The organism is Falsihalocynthiibacter sp. CO-5D18, from assembly GCF_041205445.1.
Taxonomy (GTDB): Bacteria; Pseudomonadota; Alphaproteobacteria; order Rhodobacterales; family Rhodobacteraceae; genus Falsihalocynthiibacter; species Falsihalocynthiibacter arcticus.
In genome coordinates this window covers 424369-449091 of the sequence record NZ_JBGFCF010000001.1, presented here as the reverse complement: position 1 = coordinate 449091, position 24723 = coordinate 424369, and the positions used below count along the sequence as shown (strand labels likewise).

Genomic DNA, 24723 nt, shown 5'->3' with positions numbered 1-24723 from the left:
AACAGCAAAACGGAACGATACAAGCCATGTACGATGACACCGCACACTACATCAAAGACGCCCTCACAGCGGCTCTCAGCCCGTTCCGTGAGCGTGCGTGTGCGGTCCGTGTCGAGACTCATTGGGTCAGTGACGATCACATCCACATCATCGCCCTGATCGACCGTGCTGTGGTGATCGATTGCCGTGTGGACACCTCATGTGGTGGTGCTGGTGATCTCGTGCGCGAAATATTGCAAAAGTCACAAAACGACATCCTCGTGCTCGCCCGTTTGGTGTGTATCGACAATGCGCCCTTTCACTTTGCCCAATCACCCGCGCCAGAATTGAGGCTCGTGTGATGGAACTCCCAGATCGCGCATACCAGCGTAACGTCCGAGTGCCGTCGCTCTTGCCGCATTCAAACGCTCCTCGCAAGCTGAGTGCAAAGTTGTCCAGTGGGATCGCCCGTCGCGCAATGCTGCTGGATTTGGCACCAGAAATTATGACCGCGCTACGGTCCAAGCACGTTGAGATCACGCGCGATGAAGTCATCCGTGCCAAAAAACTGGGATACCTTGCCGATCAGGTTGCCGTGCTCGTGGATGGATCGGCCACCCGTCCAGTGTCGAGCGTGCAGTTTAGCGGACGGATCATCTATGCCGATCAACCAAGGAACCGCACCGCCGTCGTAAACGCCGCAGCAAACGCTTTGGACATATTGCTTCAACACAGCCGACAATGGCGCAAATCGGGCCGCTACATGTCTGGGTTTGAGGTGCGGATCGATGATGCCAAAATCGCGCCAAGCGGCCTTCTGAAGTACGCAAAGCGGAGCGACTGGCAACGGGTCAGCATTGTGAATACAGCGCCCTACGCGGCCAAAATGGAGCGTGGATCGAACGATGTTTTCGCTTTCACATACAAAGCACTTCGCAAGATCGGATGGACCAAAAGAGCAAGTATTCGGTACGTGCTCGACGCGCAAGAGAACGCACGGACGATGGCGGGTGCTGCCATTCCGAGACCACGACTGGACTTTCAAAGACTGGGCGAATTCCAGTCTCGTATGACAAACAGGAAGGAATACCAATGACGCAGGAAATACTAGAACGTACTGTGATTTTGGATGTTGACGCCCGTCGAATGCAGGCGAGCCTCGATGCCGCCGAGAAGGAACTAGGCACGCTGGTCAAACAGTTCGACCGTGCTCAGGCCGCTGGCAAACGCTACCAAAACACCGCGAACAAGACGGCCTCAAACGTCATTCAAATGAACCGCTCGATCAAAAATACGAGCAACATCGCCCAGCAAGCGTCCTATCAACTCTCCGACTTCTTTGTGCAGATTGAGGGCGGGACGTCCGTCAGCCGAGCCTTCTCACAACAGTTCAGCCAAATCGCGCCGTTAATGGGCACGGTTGGAATCGGATTGGCGGTTCTTGTGCCGCTGATGACCGTCATCGGGCCGAAGCTGTTTGAAATGGCAGGTGGGTCGAATGAGGCCGCAGCCGCAACCGAAAAGCTAAACAAACAGGTCGCGGATGCGATCATCGAGACAGCGGATTTGAATGATCAATTGATCCTTTTGCGGTCTGGGTATCGCAGTATTAGCGAACTCGCCCTGCAAACGAACTTGCTCAATTTGCGTAAGGAATTGCTCGAAGTTGAGAACAAGATCGTCGCATCCAACAACCGCAGCGAGCGCAACCAACAGACGCGGATCGACAAGGCACGTGAGGCCGTACAAGTCGCCGAGGATTCGCTTAAAGCTTACCAACAGAGCGCCGACGCCCTCGCAGCTGCCAAGCAGAACGGCGACGGACTCGCGGTCACAATGGACCAAGTGCGGATCGAGGCATACGCAACGCGGGATGCTTTCATCAATATGTCTACAGCCGCATCCGCAGCCGCCGACGAATGGCTTGCGATCCAGACTCTCAAGTCGCGATTTGCGGGTGAAGATTTGGCGATGGGTCAGACTGTTGTTTCCGTAGGTCAAGGTGATCCTATCACCAAAGACAAGCCCGAGGGGTCTAAGTCGGGTGGCGGCAGTGCCGTCAAAACAATCGATAAGATCGCCGAGGCAGCAAAGGCCGCAGAAGAAGCAGCAAAGGCCGCAGAAGAAGCATTTGACGCATGGTTCGAAAGTCTTGGCGTTGGCGGTCGGATGATCGAGCACACCCTCACAGCTGGTGTGTCTGGGTTCGTTGACGCGCTGTTTGATGCCGAGAAATCCTTTGCCGAGTTTGCCCGTTCGTTCCTGATCGAGATCGGCAAAATGATCGCACAACAACTGATCTTCAATATGATCTCGGGCGCGATGGGCGGATCGACCTCGGGTGCGTCCGCAGCAAGCATCTTGCGATTGGCATCGGGTGTTCCCGTGCCGAGCGCCAAGGGCAACGCGTTCTCGGGCGGTAACGTGGTGCCCTTTGCAAACGGTGGCATCGTCTCAGCACCCGCAATTTTCCCCATGTCAGGGGGCAAGACGGGCCTCATGGGTGAAGCTGGTCCAGAGGCCATCATACCCCTCTCACGGGGCGCTGACGGGAAGCTTGGGGTGTCTGGGCAATCGGTCGTCGTGAACGTGACGAATCAATCTGGTTCACAGGTCCAAGTCAACGAAACCGAGGCTGGCGTGGACATCATAATCAGCCGCGCAATCGAGGGTGCGCGACAGGACTTTGTGCGGTCTATGAGCACAGGTCAGGGCGCGTACGCTCGGAGTTTGGAGCAAGGGTATCAGGCCAAGCGAAAAGCTTATTAGTCCGATGAGATAGTGTAACGTAATTTGTCTTGCGTAAATTTCGACGAAGACACTTTACGTTACGTCACCCTTGTAACGTTAAATGTCTTGTGACAAATTGTGGTAAGACATTTAACGTTACGGGGTGAAATATGGAATACACTGAATACGCAAAACGAGAGATCGAGCGGGAACGTGCTCGTTGGTATCATTTCCACAAATACGCGTGGACTAAAGAACCGCAGTTCGAACCGCACGAAAAGAACGCGCGAGGTGAAACAGCCGACGAACTGTTTATTCGAGTCATGTCGGGCGCATTAAATCGGCACAGATTTACCAAGCAAAAGAGCGTTGCGTACTGGGTCGCAAAGATGATCGCCGCCAAAGACGACACCGACCTTCTAGAAGCAGCCGTGCAAGGTTTGATGGACAAACGCGAAAGTGAGACATTGATCAAGAAGGCGCAACGCCACGCCAAGCGTAAAACAACCGCAACCGACCGCACATGCCAAGAGTGTGATGCGATTATCCCAGCGATGACACACCGTCGTCAGAAGTTTTGCAGCCCCCGTTGTCGGGTCGCAGCGCATCGGAAGGAGGCAAACAAATGTTGAGTATACTTTTGGCGACGACGGTCTATTGGGACTCGTGTGAAATGCACTGGGAGACCGTACACGATGATGGTGTTTTAGCTGTTGAGTGGATGGGTCCGCCCGAGCAAATGAGGGAAGACGTGCTGGTAAATGGCGACGACATCGCGTTTGCAGCATCCCCGAACGTAACGTTACGTGTCGGTAAAACCGTTGTTCGTTACGACGACAAATACATCAATACGCAATCGCTCGACCGTGATGGTGACACCTACATTTTCACGGAAGTAAGAGATGATTTCGGGACGGACGTTTGGACGGGTAAAATCGTGTGTGATGAGTGATTTAGACCCGACGCGGCGGTGGCGGTGGGACGAAAAAGCCGCGACGGGTCATGTGGGGCGGTATAAGACATCGACGATAGTTAACAGATCGGTGTCACCTCACGCTCGTATATTGCCAGTGTGATCGCGACGGGGCAAGGTGCGAAAAGTTGCGTCCACGCAACATTTGACGAAGGTCGCCGACCAGACTGCACACAGACTGCACACGTGACCTCGTAATCCATTGATATTTATGAAGTAGCGCACCAATCCATCATCGGAGCAACGGATAGTCTTGCAGAAGCTAATGCATTATTATTGCTCATATTTTAACCGAAATCACATGCTACTTGATCGCACAAATACCCCTGAAAGACTGGAGCAGAAATGGCGTTCGCTAGGAAGCGTGGTGAGAAGTGGGAAGTGCGCAAGCATGGCGTAACCAAGTCAAAATCCTTTACCAGTAAGACCGCTGCGACGGCTTGGGCCACGGCCCTAGAAGCGGAGTTAGATCGCGCAATAGCAGGCCACAATGCAGATGTGAAGACTGCTGCAATGGGTGACATGATAAGAAAGGACCGCTCAGGGATTAAGCCCTACAAACCTTGGGGCCGCTCTAAAGACGCCGCTCTCAATAAGGTGGAGAAGGAATTGGGTCATCTACGCACCAAAAACCTGACGTCTCGTAGGGTGGTGCCGTACGCTAGCCCAGTTGCGGGGTGAATGCCTTGATTTTGCTCCGCGAACATAACCTGTTCAGCATCGTTCGCTATGGTTTTGGCGGTGCAATGGACTGCTGCGGTATGTTGAGATCAAGAGCGCCACCGATAGCGCTTAATGGGATTTCACCGCGTACAAAACCGCTAGATTTAGCCGCGTTGCACATGTTTTCGCTAACCTCAGTGAAGTTGGGTTCACCAGCCTGACGGATAACGAACCAACCAACTTCCGTGCAGCCAGCTTCCTGGTCCTTGATCATCGCAGTAATTTGTTCGTCTGTGGTTCGTTCCTCCATTTGTCCGTCCTTGTGGCGAGCAGATTCAACACATCCATTTTTTGAGGGGATCGCGCTAGACCTAACTACTTAAAAAAAATCTAGGTTTCTGAGAATTAGGCGAGGACGCAAACCAACAAAGCATGGGAAATGACAATAAACGACAAACTAAAACTAGAAGAATATTATGGAACCTCTGAAAGAACTAGTTTGTCGTTTTTAGAATTTGGATCGATTGATCTTAAGAGGGGGAAAAAGACGACTTGGGACTTTCTTACCGACGATAATGCTATGAATCTTATATGATCGCGAGATATCTTCGGAATTTATTAAAATTTCGAGACGTTCTAGACCTCAAGAAAAGCGGTCAAGACTATGTTGACACCTGCATGGCCGTCAATCACCGTACAGTCAATGCTCGCTTGTATAAGGCTGCCTTGTGTATTACGATGGAAGCCAACAAAGTCGATGGTCTGTTTGAAATCGGCAGCACTCTTTTTGGTCTCATAGACGAGGTTGATGCCCTGCTCGCAGTGCGTAATGAAGCTCATACCCGTGAGTATTTGAAGAAGATCCGTTTCATCGGCACCGAAATCAGCAGCTTCATGAATCGCACCGCAGAAGTTCTACACCCAGATGGATCAACTGAAGCTTATTAGTGGGCCCTTTGTAAATGCTTATCTCTCCCAAACCATTTCGGCAACGCGTGGGTCATCGTTAAAAGCCGTCTGAGGAAACTCAAGCCCAAGTCGCGGGTAATCCCGAACGGCCTGTGCCCCCGTTCGAGAAATACGGATACGCCACGTTTGCCGATCCAGAGGCGCACTATTCCGAAAGGCCCGACAGTCCAAAACCGCAAAATTCGCCCCTTTGGACGGGTCACGCACCGAGGCAAACCGAAGGATGCCTACGTCGATTTCCCGCGCGGTGTCCGCAATGTTTTGGCAGGAAGTGTAATCCGTGTGGTGCTGCCAATCTGCGGCATCCGCTTTGAGGCCACCCGTCGTCAAATCAAGCGCGCGTTCGCTTGAAAATGCGGCGGAAAACGCCGTGTAATCCGCTGGATTGTCGGGAAACGGCGTGTTCGGGCTCTCGGCATAGAACAAAAACCGGTAAAAGACCATTTCGGCGAGCGCCGTTTCTGGGGCTTCAGACCCATACCAGACGCCCTTTGTGAGGCCTGCGCGACGGAACCGCGACCCATGTGGATAGGGCCTGTAGCGGAACGGCGTCGCCAGCAGGTAATCCAGCCCCTGACAGTCCTTGGGCAACGGCGGTTTTGTTGTTTCCAGAATATCCTCAAGCATCGCTTGCTCTTCCAAGCTGTCCACGAGGCTTAATGTCGACACGACGTGTTGCGCCTCAACAAGACGCCACGCGGTGCTGTCAATCGGCTGAACCTCAGATTGGAGCGCGGCGGGTGTCCAGATAGGTGACGACATCCATCAATCCTTGTATTGAGGTCATGCGTTCCAAAGGCTGTGCGCCCAAGGCCGTGTTTTCTGATTTCAGCCACGTACAGGCCACGCGATCATCCCCGCCAACAATCGCGTCAAGCGAACGGAAAACCCGCACGAGGAGCGCGGCAAGTTCGAATGATTTCGTGTTTTGGGCAAGAGTGGCTTCGCCGCTTTTAAACCGCGACACCTGCGCTTCGGAAACCCCAAGCACATCTGCCAGAAATCGACCAGACAGACCGAGGCGTGCGGCGGCACGGGTCGTAGCTTTGGTCAAAATCGCCTCACGACTTGGAACAGAGGCCAGTCTTTGGATGGTGTCCATAAGTGCTATTCCTTTCTGTAGGAATATTATATTAAACATATTTCTACAGGAAGGTCAATATTGAGCTGACAAAATGCCGCCTCCTGATACTCACTCAAGCAGGCTAACAATCTCCGCGTACCCTCGTGATCTCGCATGTTGTAAGGGAGTGACGCCGTCGCGGTCCGAGAGGGAAATGTCCGCACCGGCTTCCACAAGTATCTGAACGGTTCGGACGTGATCCGCACCGCCATTTCCCAAAACCACCGCTTCCATCACGGCAGTCCATCCAAGATTATTGATGTGATCGAGCGGGGCACCCCCCGCGACAAGACGCGCGACGACTTCGGCATGACCCAGATGTGCCGCAGCAATCAGGGCTGTGCCGTCATAGACGCTGGTGATCAAATCCGCCTTATTGCCAAGGCTCATGGCCAAAGACACCATGTCGGGATCGTCGGCGACCGCCGCAATTGTCACCACATCATAGACACCATCTTCCAACGCATTCATGTCGGCGCCCCCCTGCGCCAAGGCCGTAAGCGCGTTGTTGTGAGAGGCAAAAGCGGCAACATGTGCAGGGGTGCGGCCAGCGGGGTCCCGCACGTTCGGGTCGGCACCCGCCGCGATCAAACGGGCAATCTCACCCGCCTGCCCTTCATGCGCCGCACGGTGCAGGCCAACATAAGACGCAACATCCGAACGCGATGGGGCGGTTTGGGCATGGGCGGCACCGAACAGCACCAAGGAGGCAGAAAAAACCAGAGAGCGCAGCATATAGATCCCCTTTTAAAAAGCAGCGGCCCACCCTTTAGTGGGAGCGGGCCGCCTTTGGTTTATTCCGCGTTGATGGCGTCAAGGCCAGCCCGTGCGCAGGTCGCGTCAATGTCCCCCGAGGGAGCGCCACCAACACCGATCCCACCAACCAAAGCGCCGCCGATCTTGATCGGAAGGCCACCCGCTTGAATAACCAGACGGTTATCCATATCGCGCAAACCGTCATTTTGTGGATTGCCACCGATGAAATCGGCCAAACCAGCCGTGTCACGGCCAAGACTTGCGGAGGTGAAGGCTTTACCCGTGCTGCTGCCAACCGTGTGTGGCCCTGCGTTGTCGGCCCGCAAGATCACTTTGGTTACACCACTGCGGGCGACGATCGCGACGCTGACGTTGTAACCTTCGGCGGTGCAGGCGTCGACGGCGGTTTGAGCGGCTTTTGTGGCCATGTCGAGCGGCAGATAGGACGCGGTTGGCAAGTCCTGTGCGAAGGAGGCGACAGGGGCGAGAAAGGCGACAAGAGCGATTGTACGGATCATTGGATTTTCCTTTTGTTTAACTGATGCCCTCACCCTAAATCGCGTGTCTCCATCGCGCCATTCGTAGCGCCCGCAGCGATATCCGTAGTTCTACGGACCGGCCTGCGCCTCCAGCCAATACCGCGTCAATTCCGCCGCCGACGAGGTGCCCGCCTTGGCCGCGATCGCCGCACGGTGGCTTTCGACGGTGCGCGGCGACAGGCTGAGTGCGTCGGCCATTTGCTTGGTGGTCAACCCCTTGGCAATCATCCCAAGCACTTCCTGTTCTCGCGATGAGAGGTGATGGACCAGCGCCAAAGCTTCGGCCCGCTCTGCTGAAACCTGCTCTTGGGCTTCAAGTTCGGCATGTCCCTTTTGAATCGCATCAATCAAGTCATGCTCATCCACGGGTTTGCTCAAAAAATCCATCGCGCCGTTGCGAAACGCTCGCCTACAGGCCTCAATATCGCCATGGCCACTGATCACCACTGTGGGCCAGTTTATCCCGTGTTCCCGCAGTTTTTCCTGTAGTTTCAAACCAGAAATCGCGGGCATCCGAATATCAAGAATAAGACATCCCGGATTGAGGCTCGCCGCTTGATTTAGGAAGGTCTCAGGCGCGCCAAAGCTGCGCACATTTAGGCCAACTGTCTCAAGCAAAAGGGTCAGCGCCTTGCGCACGGCCTCGTCATCATCCACGAGATAGACATAGTTTTTCATAAGGAACCTCGGGGGGATGCGAGAGGGATGGACAGGCGGAATGTTGTTTGCGGCGTGTCGGCGGCAAGTTCCAAATCGCCACTCATCTCTTCGACCAGTCGTTGACAGAGCGCCAGCCCAAGGCCCGTTCCGTCGCGCTTTCCCGTTACAAAAGGTTCAAAAATACGTGGCCTGAGGTCGGGTGGAACACCAGGGCCATCGTCCAAAACTTCCAAAATCGCCCGCCCTTGAGAGATCTGCGTTCTGATCGAAATTTTCGGGTTGTCTGAGGCATCAAGTGCATTGCGCACCAGATTAAACACAACCTGTTCCACCTCAACTGGGTCCGCGACAATAAAAATCGGCTCCTTCGAAAGCTGCAACAAAATGGTGGCCCCGACGGTTTTAACTTCCAACGCCAACAGCCGATCAACGCTGTGCACCGCGTCATGCAGGGCGCAGGCCGTGGGCGCGGCGCGATTGGGTTTGCTCCATTTTCTGAGGCGATCAAGGATATCGGACGCCCTTTGCGCCTGCGTCACCGTATCGTCCAAAACTTGCGCCAACCGCCCAGTGTCCCCTTGCCGGACCAAGTGACGCCCTGCTTGTACTTGACTTAGAATAGCGGTCAGGGGTTGCGCCAATTCATGCGCCATTCCGCTGGCCATCTCGCCCATCGCGTTGACGCGTGAAGCATGGGCCAATCGGGTTTCTTGCGCGCTCAATTGGGCACGACTTTCGGCGTCCTTCCGGCGGGCACGTTGTTTAAGGCCAAGGAGTATCAGCAAAAATAACGTCGAAACCCCAGTAATTGCCGCAACGATTTTCCCCACGGACAACAAGTCAGCCAAGCGTATCGCCAGCGATGTTTCAAGGATCAATGGCTGTGACGCGCTCCCGAGGGGCATGGAGAAACCGGCACCGTCGGGCGCGATTGTTCCCGTCAATACGTCTCCTTCTGGTGTTGAAATTCGGCGCGAGACAGAGGGCCGCTCCCAAAATGGATCCTCCGATGCCACCAGCGCATTTGCGTCGATGACCAGTGCGAGAGCGTGCCGCGCTGCATCTGTATTGGGGCTGCGTTTCACCAGTAAATATTGTGTCGGCCGCGCGGGCATCTGGTGCAACTGCAACGCGCCATTTGAGTTTTGGGCCATCTCGCGGATAAGCGCGGCAGTCCCAGCCTCTAGGCGCGGGAGCGATTGAATGCCCGCCTCAGATGGATCAAACGGGACCACATCCACTGAAAGAATGCGTGGGTAAAAGCGCTTGATTGTCGCCGTGACATCCAAGAATAAGTCCTGCCGCTCGGCTCCTCCAGCAACAAAAATCGCTGAAAGGGACGTTAAATGTGCGTCATGCTGATCGGCGCGCTGAGACGCCAAACGATGTAGCGTTGCGCTCTTGACCGTCAGCTCGCGTACCAGCCTCTGCCGCTCAAACAGCGCCAAGGCCGCAACGGTTAGAGCCAAAATAACACCCCAAAGCACAAGGGTTCGCCAAATATTTTCAAAAGATGTGCGCGCCGCTTTCATCCGTCTTCATCGCATGTGGCCCACAATTCGCCAATCCGTATTTCTACGGTTACGGCGCACAATGGAACGCAAGCGTTTCCACGGGGCAAACTAACGGGAGATCAATCGATTTCTTGCAGGCGTTTTTCGAGCTTGTCGAGCTTGTCGAGTACGCCCGTCAGTGTTGCTTTCATCTGTGCAATTTCGCCCAGAGCGTCATTCACGCCAGCGGGGCGATCATATGTGTCCGCAACGTGGCTGGTGCCATTGCCTTCGCCGCTGATCAACCAGACCATGGACACGTTCAACAATCCTGCCAAAATCTGGATGCGATTTGCGCGCGGCGAGTCGGCATCGTTTTCCCATGCTTCGACGCTGCTGGCTTCGACACCAATCTTCCCCGCCAGACCTTCCACAGTCAGCCCTTTGGCCTCGCGCGCGGCTTCAAGCCGGTCGCCGAATGTGGCGACGGTTTCGTTGAATTGGTCGGTATTCTCAAGGTTTATGGTGGACACGACGGGCTCCGCGTTTGGACTGTATTGTTACAGTACACCCTCCCTAACCTACTATGCCTCAAAATTCAAGTTCGCCGCGCGTTTCATTGGAGCATCTGGCAGCGGCAACGCCCTCAAACTGAGGTGATATTAGCCCGTTTTGAAGACCCCTGCCCGCCAGTGCGACAGGCAGGGGATTGATAGCAATTACGCCTTCCGGAATTTGCCCTGCGCGGCTTGCGGGGGCGGTGACCTGTTTCAACCTAGATTGCCCGATGCGCTGGCGGCATACCCACTCGAATTCACAGCAAGAGTGGTGAATTGAGACTCCATAAAAACATGCTACCAAACCCTTGATATTGGTTAGAAAGATAGACAACGGCCAACTAGTCGCGCACTAAAGTGGCAAATCAAAACGAGGAACCCCCATGTCCAACCCTCCCACTGGCCTTGCCCTCAATCCGGCGGCCACTGAACATTTGCCCTATTTTATCGTTCCTCCGGGGGGCACAGATCAAATGTTTACCGTCGTAACGGTTTTCGTTCTTGGACTGATCCTTGCGCTTGGGGTGTTCTACTTCAAACTCCATTCTATTCCCGAGTCCCTTGCCGAAGAAAAGCGCGGCAACCAGCTTCAGGTTATCGGGGCTTTGTCGCTTTTGGCCCTCTTTACCCACAACGGTTATTTTTGGGTTGCGGCTCTGGTTTTGGCCACGGTGACCCTCCCCGATTTCCTAACCCCTTTCCGCTCAATGGCGCGCTCGTTGCTGCGCATATCCAAAAATGGGGGCACGAAAAATGTTTGAAGTTATCGGCTGCTCCTTGATCACAATCCTGCCCGATTACCTGTACCGCCGCTATGGTCAGGGCAAGCGTATCGGCCATGAAATCACGCTGTTTTCGGTATGGTATGTCCTGCGTTATGGCATCACGGCTTGCGCAATTCTGACCCTTACGTTGATCACCATCATCTTTTACTACCACCCCTCCACGACCAATGTGTCGTCGTTTTATCGCACCATTTCTATTCTTCCAGAATCAAATGGCCGTGTGACGGAAATTTATGTGACAACAGGCCAAGAAGTGAAGCAAGGCGATCCGATTTTCAAAATCGACGATTCCATGCAAGTGGCCAATCTTGAGGCGGCAAAAAGTACAGTTTCCGAGGTTGATGCTGCGCTTATTTTGGTCGTGTCCCAGCTTGCCGTGGCGGAAGCCACGATTGCCCAAGCCCAAGCCAGCCGAGACCAAACCGCCAATGAGTTGCAACGTAAACAGGACATTTACAAACGCAATCCCGACGTGGTTACAGACAAGGAACTCGACACTTTAACACAACTTTTGGCGACCAAGGTTGCCACATATGATGCCGCAGTTGCAAATCGCGATGGGGTGATCACCCAACGCGACCTCGTCCTTCCCGCCCAAAAAGAGAGCGCCCTATCGCATGTTGTTGAAGCCCAAGTGGCGCTCGATAAAACCCTCATCAGTGCCGGCGTGGATGCCACTATTTTCCAACTGGCGCTTCAAGTCGGAGATATCGTAAATCCGATGTTCCGCCCCGCTGGCATTATGGTCCCCGAAAGTGATAACGAAGGCTCATTCATCGCCGGATTTGGCCAGATATCCGCCGGCGTTATAAAAGAGGGTATGATCGCGGAAATCACCTGTGCTTCAAAACCCTTCACCGTTATTCCAATGTTTGTGTCCCGCGTTCAGGATGTCATTGCTTCGGGCCAGTTCCGCCCGAGCGATCGCCTTATAGACACCCAAGACGTCGTCCGCCCCGGCACGATAACGGTCGAACTGACACCCCTCTATGAGGGACATACTGATGGTATTATTTCGGGGAGCAATTGCATCGCCAACCTCTATTCAAACCACCACGATCTGATTGCCTCCGGCACCTTGGGGTTTGGTATGAAAACGTTTTACCATGTCACCGATACCTTGGCGTTGGTGCATGCAATTTTGCTGCGGTCGCAGGCATTGTTGTTGCCTGTCCGCACCCTAGTTCTATCAGGAGGTCACTGAGGTCTTGGGGGGCGAATATTGGTGAAATTCTCCGACGGAACCCCCCGCGCCTTTGCCGAATACATCGCACGATCCGCAAAGACTGTAAGCAACCCGACATCCTTTGTATCGCTGGGATACTTGGCCACACCCGCCGAAAAACTCAGATCAATGAGATGGACTTGCTTGGTCAAAGGGTCGGTATAGTCAAACGGCTCGCAAATAAGATCATGTAGCCGGAGGACGAATTGTTGGATCTGGGCACGGTTTTGCGCCCCTTTCAGGACAACCGCGAATTCATCGCCTCCTAAACGGGCCGCAATGTCGTCTTGGCGCAGGTTTTCCTTGAGGATGCGCCCGACCTCGGCAATCGCTAGATCGCCCGCGTCATGGCCAAGGTTATCGTTGATGGTTTTGAAACCATTCAGGTCGAGATAAATCATAATCAGCGGCACATCAGGTGTTTCCTGAAAATGCGCCCGCAAGGCCTTGTCCATTCCGCCACGCGTCAAAAGGGAAGTTTTCGGGTCGCGTTTCACCTTTTCTTCGAGGGTCGCATTCTCCATTTCTAGCTTCAAACGGCGCTCAATTTCAAAACGCAAACGCTGATTGAGGTCTTCAAGGCCATCTGTGGGCGAGCTTGTGAACCGTGCCGAAAGGGCGCTTTGTGTCTCAAGGCGGAGCAGGACACTTGGTTTCCCCCGAAAGCTCTGTGATGGTTCCGGCACCACACCTGTACCGAATATGGCCAAGGTCTCCTGCCCTGCCAACTTGATTTGAAAGAGGTGGTTTGCGTTTGGGGCTGCACTTTCTTGCAAGCCGAGCAACGCGGCCTGAGGGTCCATAAAGGACGCACAAAAGTCATCTCCGAGATTAAACGCGAACTTCTCATTGGCTGCATTATTCACCGCAACGATTTTACCATCAAGGTCAACGATGACGGTCGCGCCAGCATAGGCATTAGCTACTTTTTGGTAATAACTCCCGCCCGCGTTCATACGCGCGCCCTCGCTTTAGAAGGGCTAAGTCGCTCAAAATCTCTCTCGCTGGCCATACCTGTCGAGATCCTGAAGAATTTGGCTGCGATACTGTCCACGATGATTAACACTTCACCTACACCATTCAAAAATACACTTAAAACATCACTGGATCGACTAAAATTTAATAAGCCCATAACACCTTAACTTGATAGAATTCGACTTAGTGATTTTGCCAAACGGATTTAGGCTCTTAACACATGCCCACACCTTTAGCACGTGTCTCAAAATTGACCAAGCGCGGGCCGTTTTATAGGCGAGTTCTCGCGAAGGCCTTCCAGCAAAGTGATCAAGACTTAGGCGCTATACTGGGAAATGGCTTAAAAAGACACGCTCTTGACTTTGAAGTCGAGAGCGCCCACATACCCCTTACACAAGCGTTCTGCCGCGTGAGCAGAGATTCGCGATCCGCGAAGAGCGCAGTGTAAGCAAAAAGTTTCCCACATCACGCGGGGGGGCCGTCGTTTGGACATAGGTCGGCATTCGGCCACGCCTTTGGCTTCAAACGCAACCCTAACGCCTTCGCTAGTCCTATTGGGCTGGCGCATTTGTATTTTCGGCACGCCAATTGGCGATGCCGTTTAGCGGGTTTTCCCGCGAAAGGACTATCCAATGGATTTCGACATGCTGGGCCTTGCCCCCCGTCTCGTACAAAAACTAGACGAGCTGGGCATTAAAACCCCAACTCCAATTCAATCCCAAGCCATCCCGCACGCCATGAATGGCCGCGATGTGATGGGCCTTGCCCAAACCGGTACTGGCAAAACGGCGGCCTTCGGTCTACCCCTTATCCACGCCTTGACTAAGACAGGCGTTAAACCTGCGCCGAAACATGCTGCTGGCCTTATCCTTGCGCCAACGCGTGAATTGGCCAAGCAAATCGCCGACAACCTGAGCGCCTTCACCAAAGGCAGCCACATTAAAGTTGGTCTCGTTGTGGGTGGTGTTTCCATCAACCGTCAGATCGAAATGATGACCCGTGGCCTTGATCTTTTGATCGCCACTCCGGGCCGTTTGATCGACCTCATCGACCGTCGCGCCGTAAACCTGAGCACCACACATTACCTTGTGCTTGATGAGGCCGACCAGATGCTGGACCTTGGCTTTATCCACGCGCTGCGCCGCATTGCGCCCCTCTTGCCAAAAGAGCGTCAGACAATGTTGTTTTCGGCCACTATGCCAAAACAAATGAACGAACTTGCGCGCGCCTATTTGGACAACCCCGTACGCGTAGAAGTTTCGCGTCCCGGTCAAACCGCCGACAAAGTCACCCAATCCGTGCACTATGTCGCTCAAAGCGCCAAACAAAGCTTGCTGGTTGAGCTTCTCGGCACTCACAAAGAAGAGCTTTCGCTGGTCTTTATGCGCACAAAACACAGCGCCGAAAAACTGATGAAAAGCTTGTGCGCTGCTGGGTTTACCGCCGGCTCCATCCACGGCAACAAAAGCCAAGGCCAACGTGACCGTGCGATCAAAGAATTCAAAGAGGGCAAAATCACAGTCCTCGTAGCAACTGATGTTGCGGCGCGCGGCATCGACATCCAAGGCGTAGGCTATGTCTATAACTACGACCTGCCCAATGTTTCAGAAAACTATGTGCACCGTATTGGCCGCACGGCCCGTGCTGGTGCCTCTGGTCAAGCGGTTGCCTTCTGTTCCTCTGCGGAAATGGGCGAATTGCGCGGCATCGAAAAAGTAACCGGAAGCCCGCTTCCAATCGCGAGTGGCCGTGCATGGGAAAATGAAACCCCTGCCAAAAAACCAGGTGGCGGCGGTGGCCGTGGATTTGGTGGTGGCGGTCGTCGCGCAGGCGGCGGCGGTGCCGGAGGCGGCGCTGGTGGTGCTGGTGGCGGCCAACGTCGCTCCAATGGTGGCGGCGGAAACGGTGGCGGCCAAGGGCGGCCAAATAGCGGCGGCGGTGCCGGTGGCAAACCACGTCGCAGTGGCGGCGGCGGTGCTGGCGCAGGTGCAGGCGGCCAACGTCGCTCCCGCGTTTCTTCCTAAATCTCAAACAAATAACCCCGCGAAAGTTTTCCTTTCGCGGGGTTTTCTTTTACACAAGTATTTCTGCGTCTTAGCTTACAAAATCAATGTGATTATACAGGGGAAGTTCGCGAATGCGTTGCCCCGTGGCGGCAAAGATCGCATTGGCCAAAGCGGGCGCCGCGGGCGGCACTGCAGGCTCTCCAATACCTCGAATTTTCGTGCCGTTTTCAAGGCCACGCACGATAATTTCGGGCGCTTGGAACAGGCGCATGGCCTCGAACCCATCGAAATTATTCTGGTCGGCGACACCGTCCGAATAGGTCAGCTCCGCCATGATCGCATGGCTCAGCCCCCAAATAACGCCACCTTGAACTTGGTTCTCAAAGTTGATCGGATCAAGCACGCGGCCCACATCGGCGGCAACAAAAACCTTATCGATTCTGATTCCGTCGGGGGTTTGCGTCACCTCAACAACCTCCGCCACCGGAACTCCAAAGGACAAGTTAAACGCCACGCCGCGCCCGCGTCCCTCGCCCATTTTTTCGCCCCAGTTTGACATCTCGCCAACCGCTTCCAACACCTTGCGCGACACGTCATCCGAACACAAACGCAAGCGCTCTTGCAACGGATCGGCCCCCGCCGCGTGGATCAACTCGTCCAGAAAACCTTCGTGCAAAAAGCCGTTGCCGGACGCGCCAACCGAACGCCAAGAACTCACAGGTAAAAGCTCGGGAACGCGATAGCCCGTGACGCGATAATTCGGTATGGCATAGGGTTGATCCCACGCGCCCGCAACAATCGCGATATCTGGGCCCGGTACGGACATTCCCGCACGCCCCATTTGCGAGGCCGTCACGGATTGCGCCGCAATTCCCAAATCAAAACACGCGACTTTACCATCTTCGACACGGCCACTCGCGTGTGACATTTGCATTGGGCGTGGGAAATCATGCGTCATATCCTCTTCGCGGGTCCACGTCATTTTGATCGGGACATTTGGATAAGCGACGGCCAATTCGACCGCCTGCACGATAAAATCATCCTCTAAACGGCGGCCAAAACTACCGCCAACACTCAACGCATGCAGAAAGATATTTTCCGCCTCAATGCCAAAGGTTTTTGCAATTTTGGCAAGCGCAAAGGTAGGGGCTTGGGTGCCTGTCCAGACATCCAAACGCCCGTCTTTCAAAAGGACGGTTGCGTTCATCGGCTCGAGCGGCGCATGCGCCAAATAAGGAATGCGATAGGTCGCTTCAAGCACGTCACCTTTGGCCAAATCGGCCTCAACATCGCCCTCATCTTTGAACTGACTGTCCTGATACTCCTTTGTGAAAGACGCACCAACGGCCTCCCACAAAGCATCCTGTTCGGCAGGATAAGGTGCGGGGCCCCAGTCAAAGGAAATCATATCCGCCGCCGCAAACGCGCGCCATGTATTGTCGGCGATGACGCCCGCGCCGCCAGTGATAGGCACAACCTTGAGGACACCGCGCGCGGCTTTTGCCTCGCTGTCGTCATACCCCAATACCGCCCCGCCAAGACGCGGATTTGTGCGCACGGTCGCATAGACCATACCGTCCATTTCCATATCGATACCATAGGGAAGCGTACCCGTCGATTTTGCCATGATATCAATGCGCTGCATATCTTTTCCGAGGTATTTCCACTCGGTCTCTGGCCGCAAATTGACCTCTTGAACAAGCGTGACGTTGGCGGCTTCTGCGGCCAAATCCACATAGCTAATACGGGTTCCGTCCGCCAGAATAACCGCGCCATTTTCGGTATTCATGGAGGCCACAGATTGGCCCGTCTGTGCGGCGGCGGCAGCCTTTAACGTCTCGCGGGCAACGGCCCCTGCGATGCGTAGTTTTTCGTATCCATCAGGGACGGTCGAAGACCCGCCTGTGATCTGAACGCCCAGAAGTTTACCCAGTACATGGCCAAACGCGCGCGCATTGGTGGCCATAAATCCGTCGTCCGTCGCGGGAAACGGCATGCCTTCGCCTTGTACAGAACCGTTAAAATACGCGGGGCTTGGCATACCCGGATCAACCTTGATGTCCTGCCAAGCAATGTCCAGTTCTTCGGCGACCATCGCCGCCTGAATGGAGTATGCGCCCTGCCCCATATCGGTGCGCGGCGTGATGATCGTAACCCCGTCAGCATCAATGCGAACATAGGGCGTCAACGCTGCGTTCCCCTCGGGTAACCCGTCCAAAAGCGGGTTTGTGATGGGTTTTTTGTATTGGTAAAAGCCAAAAGCCACACCACCAACAATCGCCGCCGACCCGATCAGGAACGTGCGGCGCGCAATTTTTCCAGCGCGACTCATTTTAAACGCCTTTCATTTGTAATGCAGCCGTTTTCACAGCAGCGCGTATGCGTGGATAGGTGCCGCAGCGACAGAGGTTTGCGGACATGCCTTCGTCGATTTCGTCATCAGTTGGCGCAGCATTCTGGGACAACAGCGCGGCTGCCGCCATGATTTGCCCCGACTGGCAATAGCCGCATTGCGCCACTTGATGTGTGACCCAAGCGGCCTGAACGGTGTGCATCAAATCTGGCGTTCCCAGCCCCTCGATTGTTGTAACCTCGCCCTCAACATCCATCGCGGCAACCTGACAGGATTTGACCAACTCGCCATCAATATGGACCGAACACGCCCCACATTGCGAAACGCCACAGCCGTATTTGGGCCCCGTGATGCCGAGCTCATCGCGCAACACCCACAAGAGGGGCATGTCCTCTTCGACATCCAGGTCATGGACGGTTCCATTTACCAAAAGTTTCATCAAAGTATCTCCGACTTTTTACACTTGTGAAGTTGAGCGGGCCTGCTAGAAGTAAGCATATGTTTACATACAAGACAAAGCAAGTAAACACCTGTTTACAAGAAAGCGGGACCCTAATTCCATGACACTCCCTCCCCGCAAACGAAACGCGAATGCCACGCAAGAAGCGATCCTTGTGGCCGCACGTCGTGTGTTTACGGATAACGGATATGATGGCGCGGGACTGCGCGAAATCGCGGGGGTTGCAGGGGTCAACGTCGCCCTCATCAATCGGTATTTCGGCTCCAAAGATGGGCTTTTTAAGGCCGCAATCATTGAACATTTGCACCTCGAAGAAATTTTCGACGGGGATATGAACACTTTGGGCCAACGGATAGCCGATTATTTCCTCGCCCATCCCGTCAAAAAAGAAGGCTATGACCCCACGCTCGCGATCTTGCGATCAACCTCGAGCGAACACTCCGTGCGGGTTATTTCCGAGGCTCTAGAAGCGACCTTTAACGACGTTTTAGCAAGCCGATTCCCGGACATTGATCCAAAAATGCGCAGGGCCAAAACAGGCCTGCTGGTGTCGGTCATGCTTGGCTATGATATGATGCGGCGCGTGTTCAAAATCAGCGCCTTGGGCGAGGATACGTCGACCGAAGTCCGCAGCCTCCTTGCGCAAAATATTCAAAGCATTGTTGACGCAAAAATCTAAGTTGTGACCCGCGCATTTCGGATTTGAGTCCCGACAAAAACCACAATGAAAACGAAGGTCAAAACCAAGACAATGGTCGGGGCTGGCGCGCTATCGATAAAGACGCTGATATAAAGGCCAAAGCACATCGAAACCATAGTGACGGCCACCGAAATCATCAGCATATATTCGAAGCGTCGGGTCAGCAAAAACGCGATGGCACCGGGGGAGATAAGCAGGGCAATCGCCAGAATAATGCCCGCAGCCTTGAGCGTCGCCACAATCGTCAGCGACAAAATTGCCAACATCCCATAGTGCAAAAAGCCGACGGCCAAACCGGAGGCCTTGGCCTGAATCGGATCAAAGGCGTGCAACAGAAAATCGCGCCATTTCATCAGGAGAATTGCCGAGACAATCAGCGAAACAATGCCCGCCGTCCACAGGTCTTCGGGGCCGACACCAAGCACGTTTCCAAACAGGATATGGTCAAGATGGACGTCGCTTTTGACCTTGGTATAGAGCACCACCCCAAAGCCAAACATGCCCGAAAACACGACGCCCATGATCGTATCCTGTTTCACACGGCTATTATCGGCCAAAAATCCTGTCGCCAGCGCGCAAGTCATTCCCGCCACAAAAGCGCCAATTATCAACGGGATACCCGCAATATAGGCCAGAACAATCCCCGGAAGGACCGCATGGCTTACGGCGTCGCCCATCAGGGACCACCCCTTGAGAACCAGAAAACACGACAGTAAGGACGTGGGTACCGAGACGATCAAAACGATGTAAAACGCATTGTGCATAAACGCGAATTGAAACGGCATCAGGAGGGTATCGATCATGTGTTTCCCCCGATTTCAGCGGCGACACGTCGACGGGCCGCGCGCATCCCATGCTTGGGGGCGAAGTAGAAAGCGAAAAGGAAAACAAGGGCTTGCAAGGAAACGATGATCCCGCCCGTTGCACCATCAAGGAAGAAGGACAGATAGGCCCCCACAAAGGCGCAGACCGCCCCGAGCGCCACACTTATGACTAAAAGCCAGCCAAAGCGGTCGGTTAAAAGATAGGCTGTCGCACCCGGTGTGACGACCATCGAGATCACCAAAAACGCGCCAACAGTTTGCAGCGCGGCAACGCAGGACGCCGACAAAAGTGTGAAAAACAAGACCTTGAGGGCACCGGTGTTCAAGCCAATGGAACGAGCGTGGTTCTCGTCGAAAAACGTCACCATGAGGTCTTTCCATTTTGCCAAAAGGATCACAAACGTGATCCCGCCAATCAGCGCCAATTGCAGGGTGTCGCTAGGCGTAATCGCGAGGATATTGCCCAAGGTGATTGTTTGAATATCGACGGATGATGGCGAGAGCGACACCATGAAAAGCCCGAGTCCAAAGAAGGATGTAAAAATGATCCCGATGATCGCGTCTTCCTTTAACCCCGTACGATTGTTGAGGAAAAGCATAGCCCCAGCGGCCAGTCCACCCGACAGAAATGCACCAAACGCGAAGGGCAGACCAATCATATAGGCGGCAGCAACACCGGGCACGATCGAGTGGCTGAGGGCGTCGCCAATCAACGACCACCCCTTAAGCATCAAAAACGCCGAAAGGAACGCACAGATGCCGCCGACAAGCGCGCTGACCCACATCGCGTTGATCATATACCCATAGGTAAACGGCACCAAAAGCGTTTCCATTACGGGGTTTTCCCCTCGATTTCAGGATCGGGTGCCGCCGTCTGGGCGCGATCATCATAGGTGACAAAGGGGCGCTCGTCATCGGTTAGGATGGTCACGTGGCGGGTATCGTCATCATCGTGCAAATCTTTACCACCCAACACAAAATGCCTCAAAACGCCGCCGAAAGCTTCCTCAAGATTTGCGCGTGTGAAGGTGTCTTCGGTGAGGCCATGCGCAATAACTGTGCCTTTGACCAAAATGGTCCGGTCGCAAAATTCGGGGACAGACCCAAGATTGTGCGTGGAGACCAACATCACCCGCCCTTCGGCGCGCAATTCCCGCAACAAATCCGTGATCGCATCTTCGGTTTGGACGTCGACGCCCGTAAAAGGCTCGTCCAGCAGAATGACTTTTCCGTCCTGAGCAAGGGCGCGGGCAAGGAACACCCGTTTGCGCTGTCCCCCCGAAAGTTCCCCAATTTGACGATAGCGATAATCGACCATCCCGACCCGCGAGAGGGCTTCGGTTACGGCCTTTTTGTCGGCTGACGAAGCAATGCGCAAAAAGCCCATTTTGCCAAAGCGGCCCATCATAACCACATCTTCAACCAGCACCGGAAACGACCAATCCACCTCTTCGGACTGTGGAACATAGGCGACGATATTCTGCTTCAACGCCGACTTAACCGACTGACCTAGAACGGTAATATCGCCTTTAATCGTAGGGACGAACCCCATAATGGCCTTAAACAAAGTGGATTTCCCAGCGCCATTAACCCCGACCAAAGCTGTGATTGTCCCCGTGGGAATTTCAAAACTCGCATCGCGCAAAGCTGTCATGCCATTGCGATAAGTCACCGTGAGGTTGCGGGCGCGAATGCCGGAGGATTGGCCGTTTGCAAGGGTCATTGGTTGCCCCCCAACCCGTCCAGAATTGTTTGCGAGGTCACGCGCAGAAGGTCGATATACGTGGGCACGTCGCCGTCCGCTGTGGTCAGGCTGTCCACATAGAGAACGCCGCCAAAAGCTGTCCCCGTCTCGCGGGCGACCTGTTTCGCGGGGTCCGAACTCACCGTGCTTTCGCAAAAAATCGCTTTCACATTATTGGCGCGCACCGCGTCGATCACCTTGCGCACTTGCTGAGGAGTGCCCGTTTGATCGGCGTTGATCGGCCAGAGGTAAAGCTCTTTCATTCCATAGTCACGGATCAAATAACTAAAGGCCCCTTCGCACGTCGCCAGCCAGCGATCCTCTTCTGGAATGGCGAGGATTCCGTCGCGAAGCGGCGCAATTTCGGCCGTGAGCTGCGCCTTATATGCCTGCGCGTTTTCCATATAAATCGTCGCATTTTCGGGGTCGTGCTCCGCAAAGGCCGCGGCGATATTATCCACGTAAATCATCGCATTCTCCAGGGACATCCAGGCGTGCGGATTGGGGCGCCCCTGATAATCGCCCTCGACGATATCCATCGGGACGATGCCCTCGGTTAGGATGGCCTCCGGTACATCGCTCAGGTTGCCAATGAACTGCTCAAACCACAGCTCCAAGTTCATCCCGTTCCACAGAATTAAATCCGCGTCTTGGGCTTTGATCAGGTCGCGCGGTGTGGGTTGATAGCCGTGAATTTCCGCCCCGGGCTTAGTGATCGATACAACTTCGGCGGCGTCTCCAGCGACGTTTCTGGCCATATCTGCAATCACAGTAAAGGTCGTGAGTGCCTTAAATTTCTCTTTTGCGGTGATGGGTGTGGCCGCAGCAAAAGCCGCCAAACATGTGATCGCCCATAGTGATTTTCGCGCCAGCATTGCCCTACCCCGAGGTGAATTTCGTTACCTCCGTTTATGAGAACCATTCGCAACTGTCAATGCAATTGCGAACCATTCGCAACTTTATCCCCTTCCCAGCCAACGCGCAGAATCTGGCTGGACGCTGAGATCGAAAAACGATGTGTTTTCATACCATCGTTGTTAGCTCGAAAAGCCTAAAAACGCGCAATCAAACACAGGCTATGGACACTCCTCAATAGATCATGCCTAAATCCCCAAAACATCTGAACTTGAGGAAAAACGGCGTGGATATAACCTACAATTCTCCGACAAAAACAAGCTACGACGTCGTCATCATCGGGGGTGCCATGCTCGGCTCTTCGGTGGCGTGGTTCCTCACCGATAGCCCTGATTTTCAGGGGTCAGTCCTCGTGGTAGAGCGTGACCCAAGCTACGAATTCGCCTCAACTTCGCATACAAACAGCTGTATCCGTCAACAATTTTCGACCGAAGTCAACATTAAGGTCAGCCAGTTTGGCGTTGATTGTATTCAGAATTTTCGTGAATATATGGGTGGCGACACACGTATTCCCGATATTACGCTCCAAAGCTTTGGCTACCTTTATTTGGCCGATACAGAGGCCTTCGCACAAACCCTGCAAGAAAACCAAAAACTGCAATCGCGATTGGGGGCCGGCACAAAATACATGTCTCCCGACGAAATTCTGCGCGACTACCCCTTCTACCAACTCGACGACATTATCGGTGCCAACCACAACCGCGTTAACGAGGGCTATTTCGACGGCAACACCATGTTTGATTGGTGGAAACGAAGTGCGCGCGAGCGGGGCGTGGAATTCTTGAGCAATGAGGTCGTTTCGATGGCCAAAAACGCGGCGGGAACACGCGTCACCTCTGTCACCCTCAAATCTGGCGACGTGATTTCCTGTGGAACGGTTGTGAACGCCTCCGGCCCGCGCGCCGCCGTCACCGCGCGCATGCTGGGCATAGATATTCCTGTAGAGCCGCGCAAACGTTTCACCTTCATTTTCGCCGCAGAAACCCCGCTTGATCGCGACCTTCCTTTGACGATCGACCCGTCAGGCATCCATGTGCGCACCGATGGCGCGTATTATATGGCGGGTTGTAAACCCGATGAAGATCCCGCCGTCGCCTTTGACGATTTCGCCCTCGACCACGACATTTGGGAGGACAAAGTCTGGCCCATCCTTGCCACCCGCATCCCGCAATTTGAGGCCACCAAGCTGGTCAACACATGGGCGGGGCATTATGCGTATAATACGTTGGATCAAAACGCGATTGTTGGCCCCCATTCCGAGGTCGAGAATTTCATCTTCGTTAACGGGTTTTCAGGCCACGGATTTCAGCAATCCCCCGCCATGGGACGCGGCGTGGCCGAATGGATAACCCACGGCGCCTACCAAACCCTCGATTTGTCGCCCTTCGGATATGCGCGTGTGGCAAAAGGTGAAAAATTTATTGAAAAGGCAGTGATATGAACCTCCAGAAAAACCCGTTTACACAAGCAATTCAATCAGGCGAAAAGCAAATCGGCCTGTGGATTACCCTCGCCAGTAATTTCACCGCCGAAGTTGTGGCCCCCTGTGGCTATGATTGGGTAGTGATTGATTGCGAACATTCCCCCAATGAAATTCCGTCGGTGATTGGCCAACTCCAAGCCTTTGCCAACACGGGCACGACCGCCATTGTGCGGCCCGACTGGAATGATCCCGTTAAAGTAAAACGCCTGCTCGATGTCGGCGCGCCGGGCCTGTTATTTCCGATGGTGCAGAATGCGGATGAGGCGCGCGCAGCGGTTGCCGCCACGCGTTATCCTCCACGCGGAGTTCGGGGTGTGAGTGGCCTGACCCGCTCCAATAAATTTGGCCGCATCACGGATTACTTTGCGAAAATCGAAGACGAAACGACGTTGATTATACAGGTAGAAACCCGCGAAGCCTTGGCCAATGCTCTTGAAATCGGCGCCGTCGAAGGCGTGTCGGGGGTTTTCTTTGGTCCGGGGGATATTGCCGCCGATTTAGGCTATCTTGGCAAGCCGCTTGCGCCCGAAGTTTGGGAGGCCATCTGGCCCGTTGCGCGCGCCTTGATGGCAGTAGGCATCCCCGTCGGCACGCTTGTCGCCGACGCAGAGTTTGCCGCGCAATTACTCAACGATGGGTTCACCTTTGTCGCTTGTGGCTCGGATTCAGGCTTGCTCGCAAAAGCCAGCGATGCCCTTTTGGCAAAGGTCAAATCAGACCTCAAATGATGGCGCGCTTACCACATGTATTGATATTAAGACGAGTTTCCTCGCGCGGATAGTTGACGCGTTGCGGCAACTGTCGCAACAGT

At 54.3% G+C, this 24723-nt stretch carries 28 protein-coding genes; 13 read left to right on the top strand and 15 right to left on the bottom strand.

The genetic code is table 11. The features are described from left to right. The first annotated feature begins 26 nt into the window (after nt 1-26). From AB9F27_RS02090 to AB9F27_RS02065, 6 genes are all read left to right on the top strand, one after another. Nucleotides 27-341 (top strand): hypothetical protein, encoded by a 315-nt coding sequence (locus tag AB9F27_RS02090; RefSeq protein WP_369757486.1) that lies wholly within the window; start codon nt 27-29, stop codon nt 339-341. Next, the gene (locus AB9F27_RS02085; RefSeq protein WP_369757485.1) at nt 341-1075 is read left to right on the top strand and encodes a hypothetical protein; all 735 of its coding nucleotides are present in this window, start codon (nt 341-343) and stop codon (nt 1073-1075) included. The genes AB9F27_RS02090 and AB9F27_RS02085 overlap by 1 nt, the downstream gene beginning before the upstream one ends. Then, on the top strand, nt 1072-2748 hold the full coding sequence (locus tag AB9F27_RS02080) for a hypothetical protein (RefSeq protein WP_369757484.1): 1677 nt from the start codon (nt 1072-1074) through the stop codon (nt 2746-2748). Before AB9F27_RS02085 ends, AB9F27_RS02080 begins: the two co-directional genes overlap by 4 nt. Nucleotides 2749-2879: 131 nt before the next feature. After that, the gene (locus AB9F27_RS02075) at nt 2880-3341 is read left to right on the top strand and encodes a hypothetical protein (protein WP_369757483.1); all 462 of its coding nucleotides are present in this window, start codon (nt 2880-2882) and stop codon (nt 3339-3341) included. Then, entirely contained in the window at nt 3335-3661 is a 327-nt protein-coding gene (locus AB9F27_RS02070; protein ID WP_369757482.1) for a hypothetical protein, read from the top strand. The genes AB9F27_RS02075 and AB9F27_RS02070 overlap by 7 nt, the downstream gene beginning before the upstream one ends. Nucleotides 3662-4027: 366 nt before the next feature. After that, complete coding sequence (locus AB9F27_RS02065) at nt 4028-4363, top strand: hypothetical protein (protein ID WP_335584807.1); 336 nt, start codon at nt 4028-4030, stop codon at nt 4361-4363. 46 nt (nt 4364-4409) lie between these two features. Here AB9F27_RS02065 and AB9F27_RS02060 read toward each other — a convergent pair whose 3' ends face one another. Then, nucleotides 4410-4655, bottom strand: coding sequence for a hypothetical protein (locus AB9F27_RS02060; protein WP_335584806.1), 246 nt, complete (start codon nt 4653-4655; stop codon nt 4410-4412). Nucleotides 4656-5023: 368 nt separating this feature from the next. Here AB9F27_RS02060 and AB9F27_RS02055 point away from each other — a divergent pair, with 368 nt between their 5' ends. Next, nucleotides 5024-5293 carry a hypothetical protein gene (locus tag AB9F27_RS02055; RefSeq protein WP_335584805.1) on the top strand — a complete coding sequence of 90 codons (270 nt, stop codon included), beginning with the start codon at nt 5024-5026 and terminating at the stop codon, nt 5291-5293. 18 nt (nt 5294-5311) lie between these two features. Here the strand turns inward: AB9F27_RS02055 and AB9F27_RS02050 are convergent, their stop codons facing one another. The 7 genes from AB9F27_RS02050 to AB9F27_RS02020 all read right to left on the bottom strand — a co-directional run bounded on the left by AB9F27_RS02050 (nt 5312) and on the right by AB9F27_RS02020 (nt 10418). Further along, the gene (locus AB9F27_RS02050) at nt 5312-6076 is read right to left on the bottom strand and encodes an RES family NAD+ phosphorylase (RefSeq protein WP_335584804.1); all 765 of its coding nucleotides are present in this window, start codon (nt 6074-6076) and stop codon (nt 5312-5314) included. Then, on the bottom strand, nt 6036-6416 hold the full coding sequence (locus AB9F27_RS02045) for an MbcA/ParS/Xre antitoxin family protein (RefSeq protein WP_335584803.1): 381 nt from the start codon (nt 6414-6416) through the stop codon (nt 6036-6038). The genes AB9F27_RS02050 and AB9F27_RS02045 overlap by 41 nt, the downstream gene beginning before the upstream one ends. Nucleotides 6417-6506: 90 nt before the next feature. Then, a complete protein-coding gene (locus AB9F27_RS02040; protein ID WP_335584802.1) occupies nt 6507-7172 on the bottom strand; it encodes an ankyrin repeat domain-containing protein in 666 nt (221 codons plus the stop codon). Between the two features lie 59 nt (nt 7173-7231). Beyond that, nucleotides 7232-7711: a heme-binding protein gene (locus tag AB9F27_RS02035; protein WP_335584801.1), complete on the bottom strand. Its 480-nt coding sequence runs from the start codon at nt 7709-7711 to the stop codon at nt 7232-7234. Nucleotides 7712-7801: 90 nt separating this feature from the next. Further along, nucleotides 7802-8410 carry a response regulator gene (locus AB9F27_RS02030; RefSeq protein WP_335584800.1) on the bottom strand — a complete coding sequence of 203 codons (609 nt, stop codon included), beginning with the start codon at nt 8408-8410 and terminating at the stop codon, nt 7802-7804. Beyond that, entirely contained in the window at nt 8407-9924 is a 1518-nt protein-coding gene (locus tag AB9F27_RS02025; RefSeq protein ID WP_335584799.1) for an ATP-binding protein, read from the bottom strand. The genes AB9F27_RS02030 and AB9F27_RS02025 overlap by 4 nt, the downstream gene beginning before the upstream one ends. Nucleotides 9925-10025: 101 nt before the next feature. Then, on the bottom strand, nt 10026-10418 hold the full coding sequence (locus tag AB9F27_RS02020; protein WP_335584798.1) for a helix-turn-helix transcriptional regulator: 393 nt from the start codon (nt 10416-10418) through the stop codon (nt 10026-10028). Nucleotides 10419-10825: 407 nt separating this feature from the next. On the opposite strand from AB9F27_RS02020, the gene AB9F27_RS02015 reads away from it, so the two are divergent. Next, complete coding sequence (locus tag AB9F27_RS02015) at nt 10826-11203, top strand: hypothetical protein (RefSeq protein ID WP_335584797.1); 378 nt, start codon at nt 10826-10828, stop codon at nt 11201-11203. Beyond that, nucleotides 11196-12431, top strand: coding sequence for an HlyD family secretion protein (locus AB9F27_RS02010; protein WP_369755485.1), 1236 nt, complete (start codon nt 11196-11198; stop codon nt 12429-12431). Before AB9F27_RS02015 ends, AB9F27_RS02010 begins: the two co-directional genes overlap by 8 nt. Here the strand turns inward: AB9F27_RS02010 and AB9F27_RS02005 are convergent. Beyond that, entirely contained in the window at nt 12425-13408 is a 984-nt protein-coding gene (locus tag AB9F27_RS02005) for a GGDEF domain-containing protein (protein WP_369757481.1), read from the bottom strand. The genes AB9F27_RS02010 and AB9F27_RS02005 overlap by 7 nt on opposite strands. Before the next feature lie 651 nt (nt 13409-14059). Between AB9F27_RS02005 and AB9F27_RS02000 the strand changes: the two genes are divergently transcribed. Continuing rightward, nucleotides 14060-15451 carry a DEAD/DEAH box helicase gene (locus AB9F27_RS02000; protein WP_335584794.1) on the top strand — a complete coding sequence of 464 codons (1392 nt, stop codon included), beginning with the start codon at nt 14060-14062 and terminating at the stop codon, nt 15449-15451. A 70-nt stretch (nt 15452-15521) separates the two neighbouring features. On the opposite strand, the gene AB9F27_RS01995 is transcribed toward AB9F27_RS02000, so the two are convergent. Together AB9F27_RS01995 and AB9F27_RS01990 are read right to left on the bottom strand one after the other, a co-directional pair. Beyond that, complete coding sequence (locus AB9F27_RS01995) at nt 15522-17765, bottom strand: molybdopterin cofactor-binding domain-containing protein (protein WP_335584793.1); 2244 nt, start codon at nt 17763-17765, stop codon at nt 15522-15524. A gap of 1 nt (nt 17766) precedes the next feature. Further along, nucleotides 17767-18225, bottom strand: a complete 459-nt coding sequence (locus AB9F27_RS01990; protein ID WP_335584792.1) for a (2Fe-2S)-binding protein — start codon at nt 18223-18225, stop codon at nt 17767-17769. Nucleotides 18226-18346: 121 nt separating this feature from the next. Here AB9F27_RS01990 and AB9F27_RS01985 point away from each other — a divergent pair, with 121 nt between their 5' ends. After that, nucleotides 18347-18925, top strand: a complete 579-nt coding sequence (locus tag AB9F27_RS01985) for a TetR family transcriptional regulator (protein ID WP_335584791.1) — start codon at nt 18347-18349, stop codon at nt 18923-18925. On the opposite strand, the gene AB9F27_RS01980 is transcribed toward AB9F27_RS01985, so the two are convergent. From AB9F27_RS01980 to AB9F27_RS01965, 4 genes are read right to left on the bottom strand one after another with little or no spacing between them, the layout of a single operon-like run. Further along, complete coding sequence (locus AB9F27_RS01980) at nt 18922-19749, bottom strand: metal ABC transporter permease (protein WP_335584790.1); 828 nt, start codon at nt 19747-19749, stop codon at nt 18922-18924. The genes AB9F27_RS01985 and AB9F27_RS01980 overlap by 4 nt on opposite strands. Beyond that, nucleotides 19746-20603 carry a metal ABC transporter permease gene (locus AB9F27_RS01975; RefSeq protein WP_335584789.1) on the bottom strand — a complete coding sequence of 286 codons (858 nt, stop codon included), beginning with the start codon at nt 20601-20603 and terminating at the stop codon, nt 19746-19748. The genes AB9F27_RS01980 and AB9F27_RS01975 overlap by 4 nt, the downstream gene beginning before the upstream one ends. Continuing rightward, nucleotides 20603-21493 carry a manganese/iron ABC transporter ATP-binding protein gene (locus tag AB9F27_RS01970; RefSeq protein WP_335584788.1) on the bottom strand — a complete coding sequence of 297 codons (891 nt, stop codon included), beginning with the start codon at nt 21491-21493 and terminating at the stop codon, nt 20603-20605. Before AB9F27_RS01970 ends, AB9F27_RS01975 begins: the two co-directional genes overlap by 1 nt. Then, nucleotides 21490-22389 carry a metal ABC transporter substrate-binding protein gene (locus AB9F27_RS01965; RefSeq protein WP_369755491.1) on the bottom strand — a complete coding sequence of 300 codons (900 nt, stop codon included), beginning with the start codon at nt 22387-22389 and terminating at the stop codon, nt 21490-21492. The genes AB9F27_RS01970 and AB9F27_RS01965 overlap by 4 nt, the downstream gene beginning before the upstream one ends. Nucleotides 22390-22655: 266 nt before the next feature. Here AB9F27_RS01965 and AB9F27_RS01960 point away from each other — a divergent pair, with 266 nt between their 5' ends. Together AB9F27_RS01960 and AB9F27_RS01955 are read left to right on the top strand one after the other, a co-directional pair. After that, on the top strand, nt 22656-23870 hold the full coding sequence (locus tag AB9F27_RS01960) for an NAD(P)/FAD-dependent oxidoreductase (RefSeq protein WP_369757480.1): 1215 nt from the start codon (nt 22656-22658) through the stop codon (nt 23868-23870). Beyond that, complete coding sequence (locus AB9F27_RS01955; protein ID WP_369757479.1) at nt 23867-24640, top strand: HpcH/HpaI aldolase/citrate lyase family protein; 774 nt, start codon at nt 23867-23869, stop codon at nt 24638-24640. Before AB9F27_RS01960 ends, AB9F27_RS01955 begins: the two co-directional genes overlap by 4 nt. Nucleotides 24641-24723 lie beyond the last annotated feature (83 nt).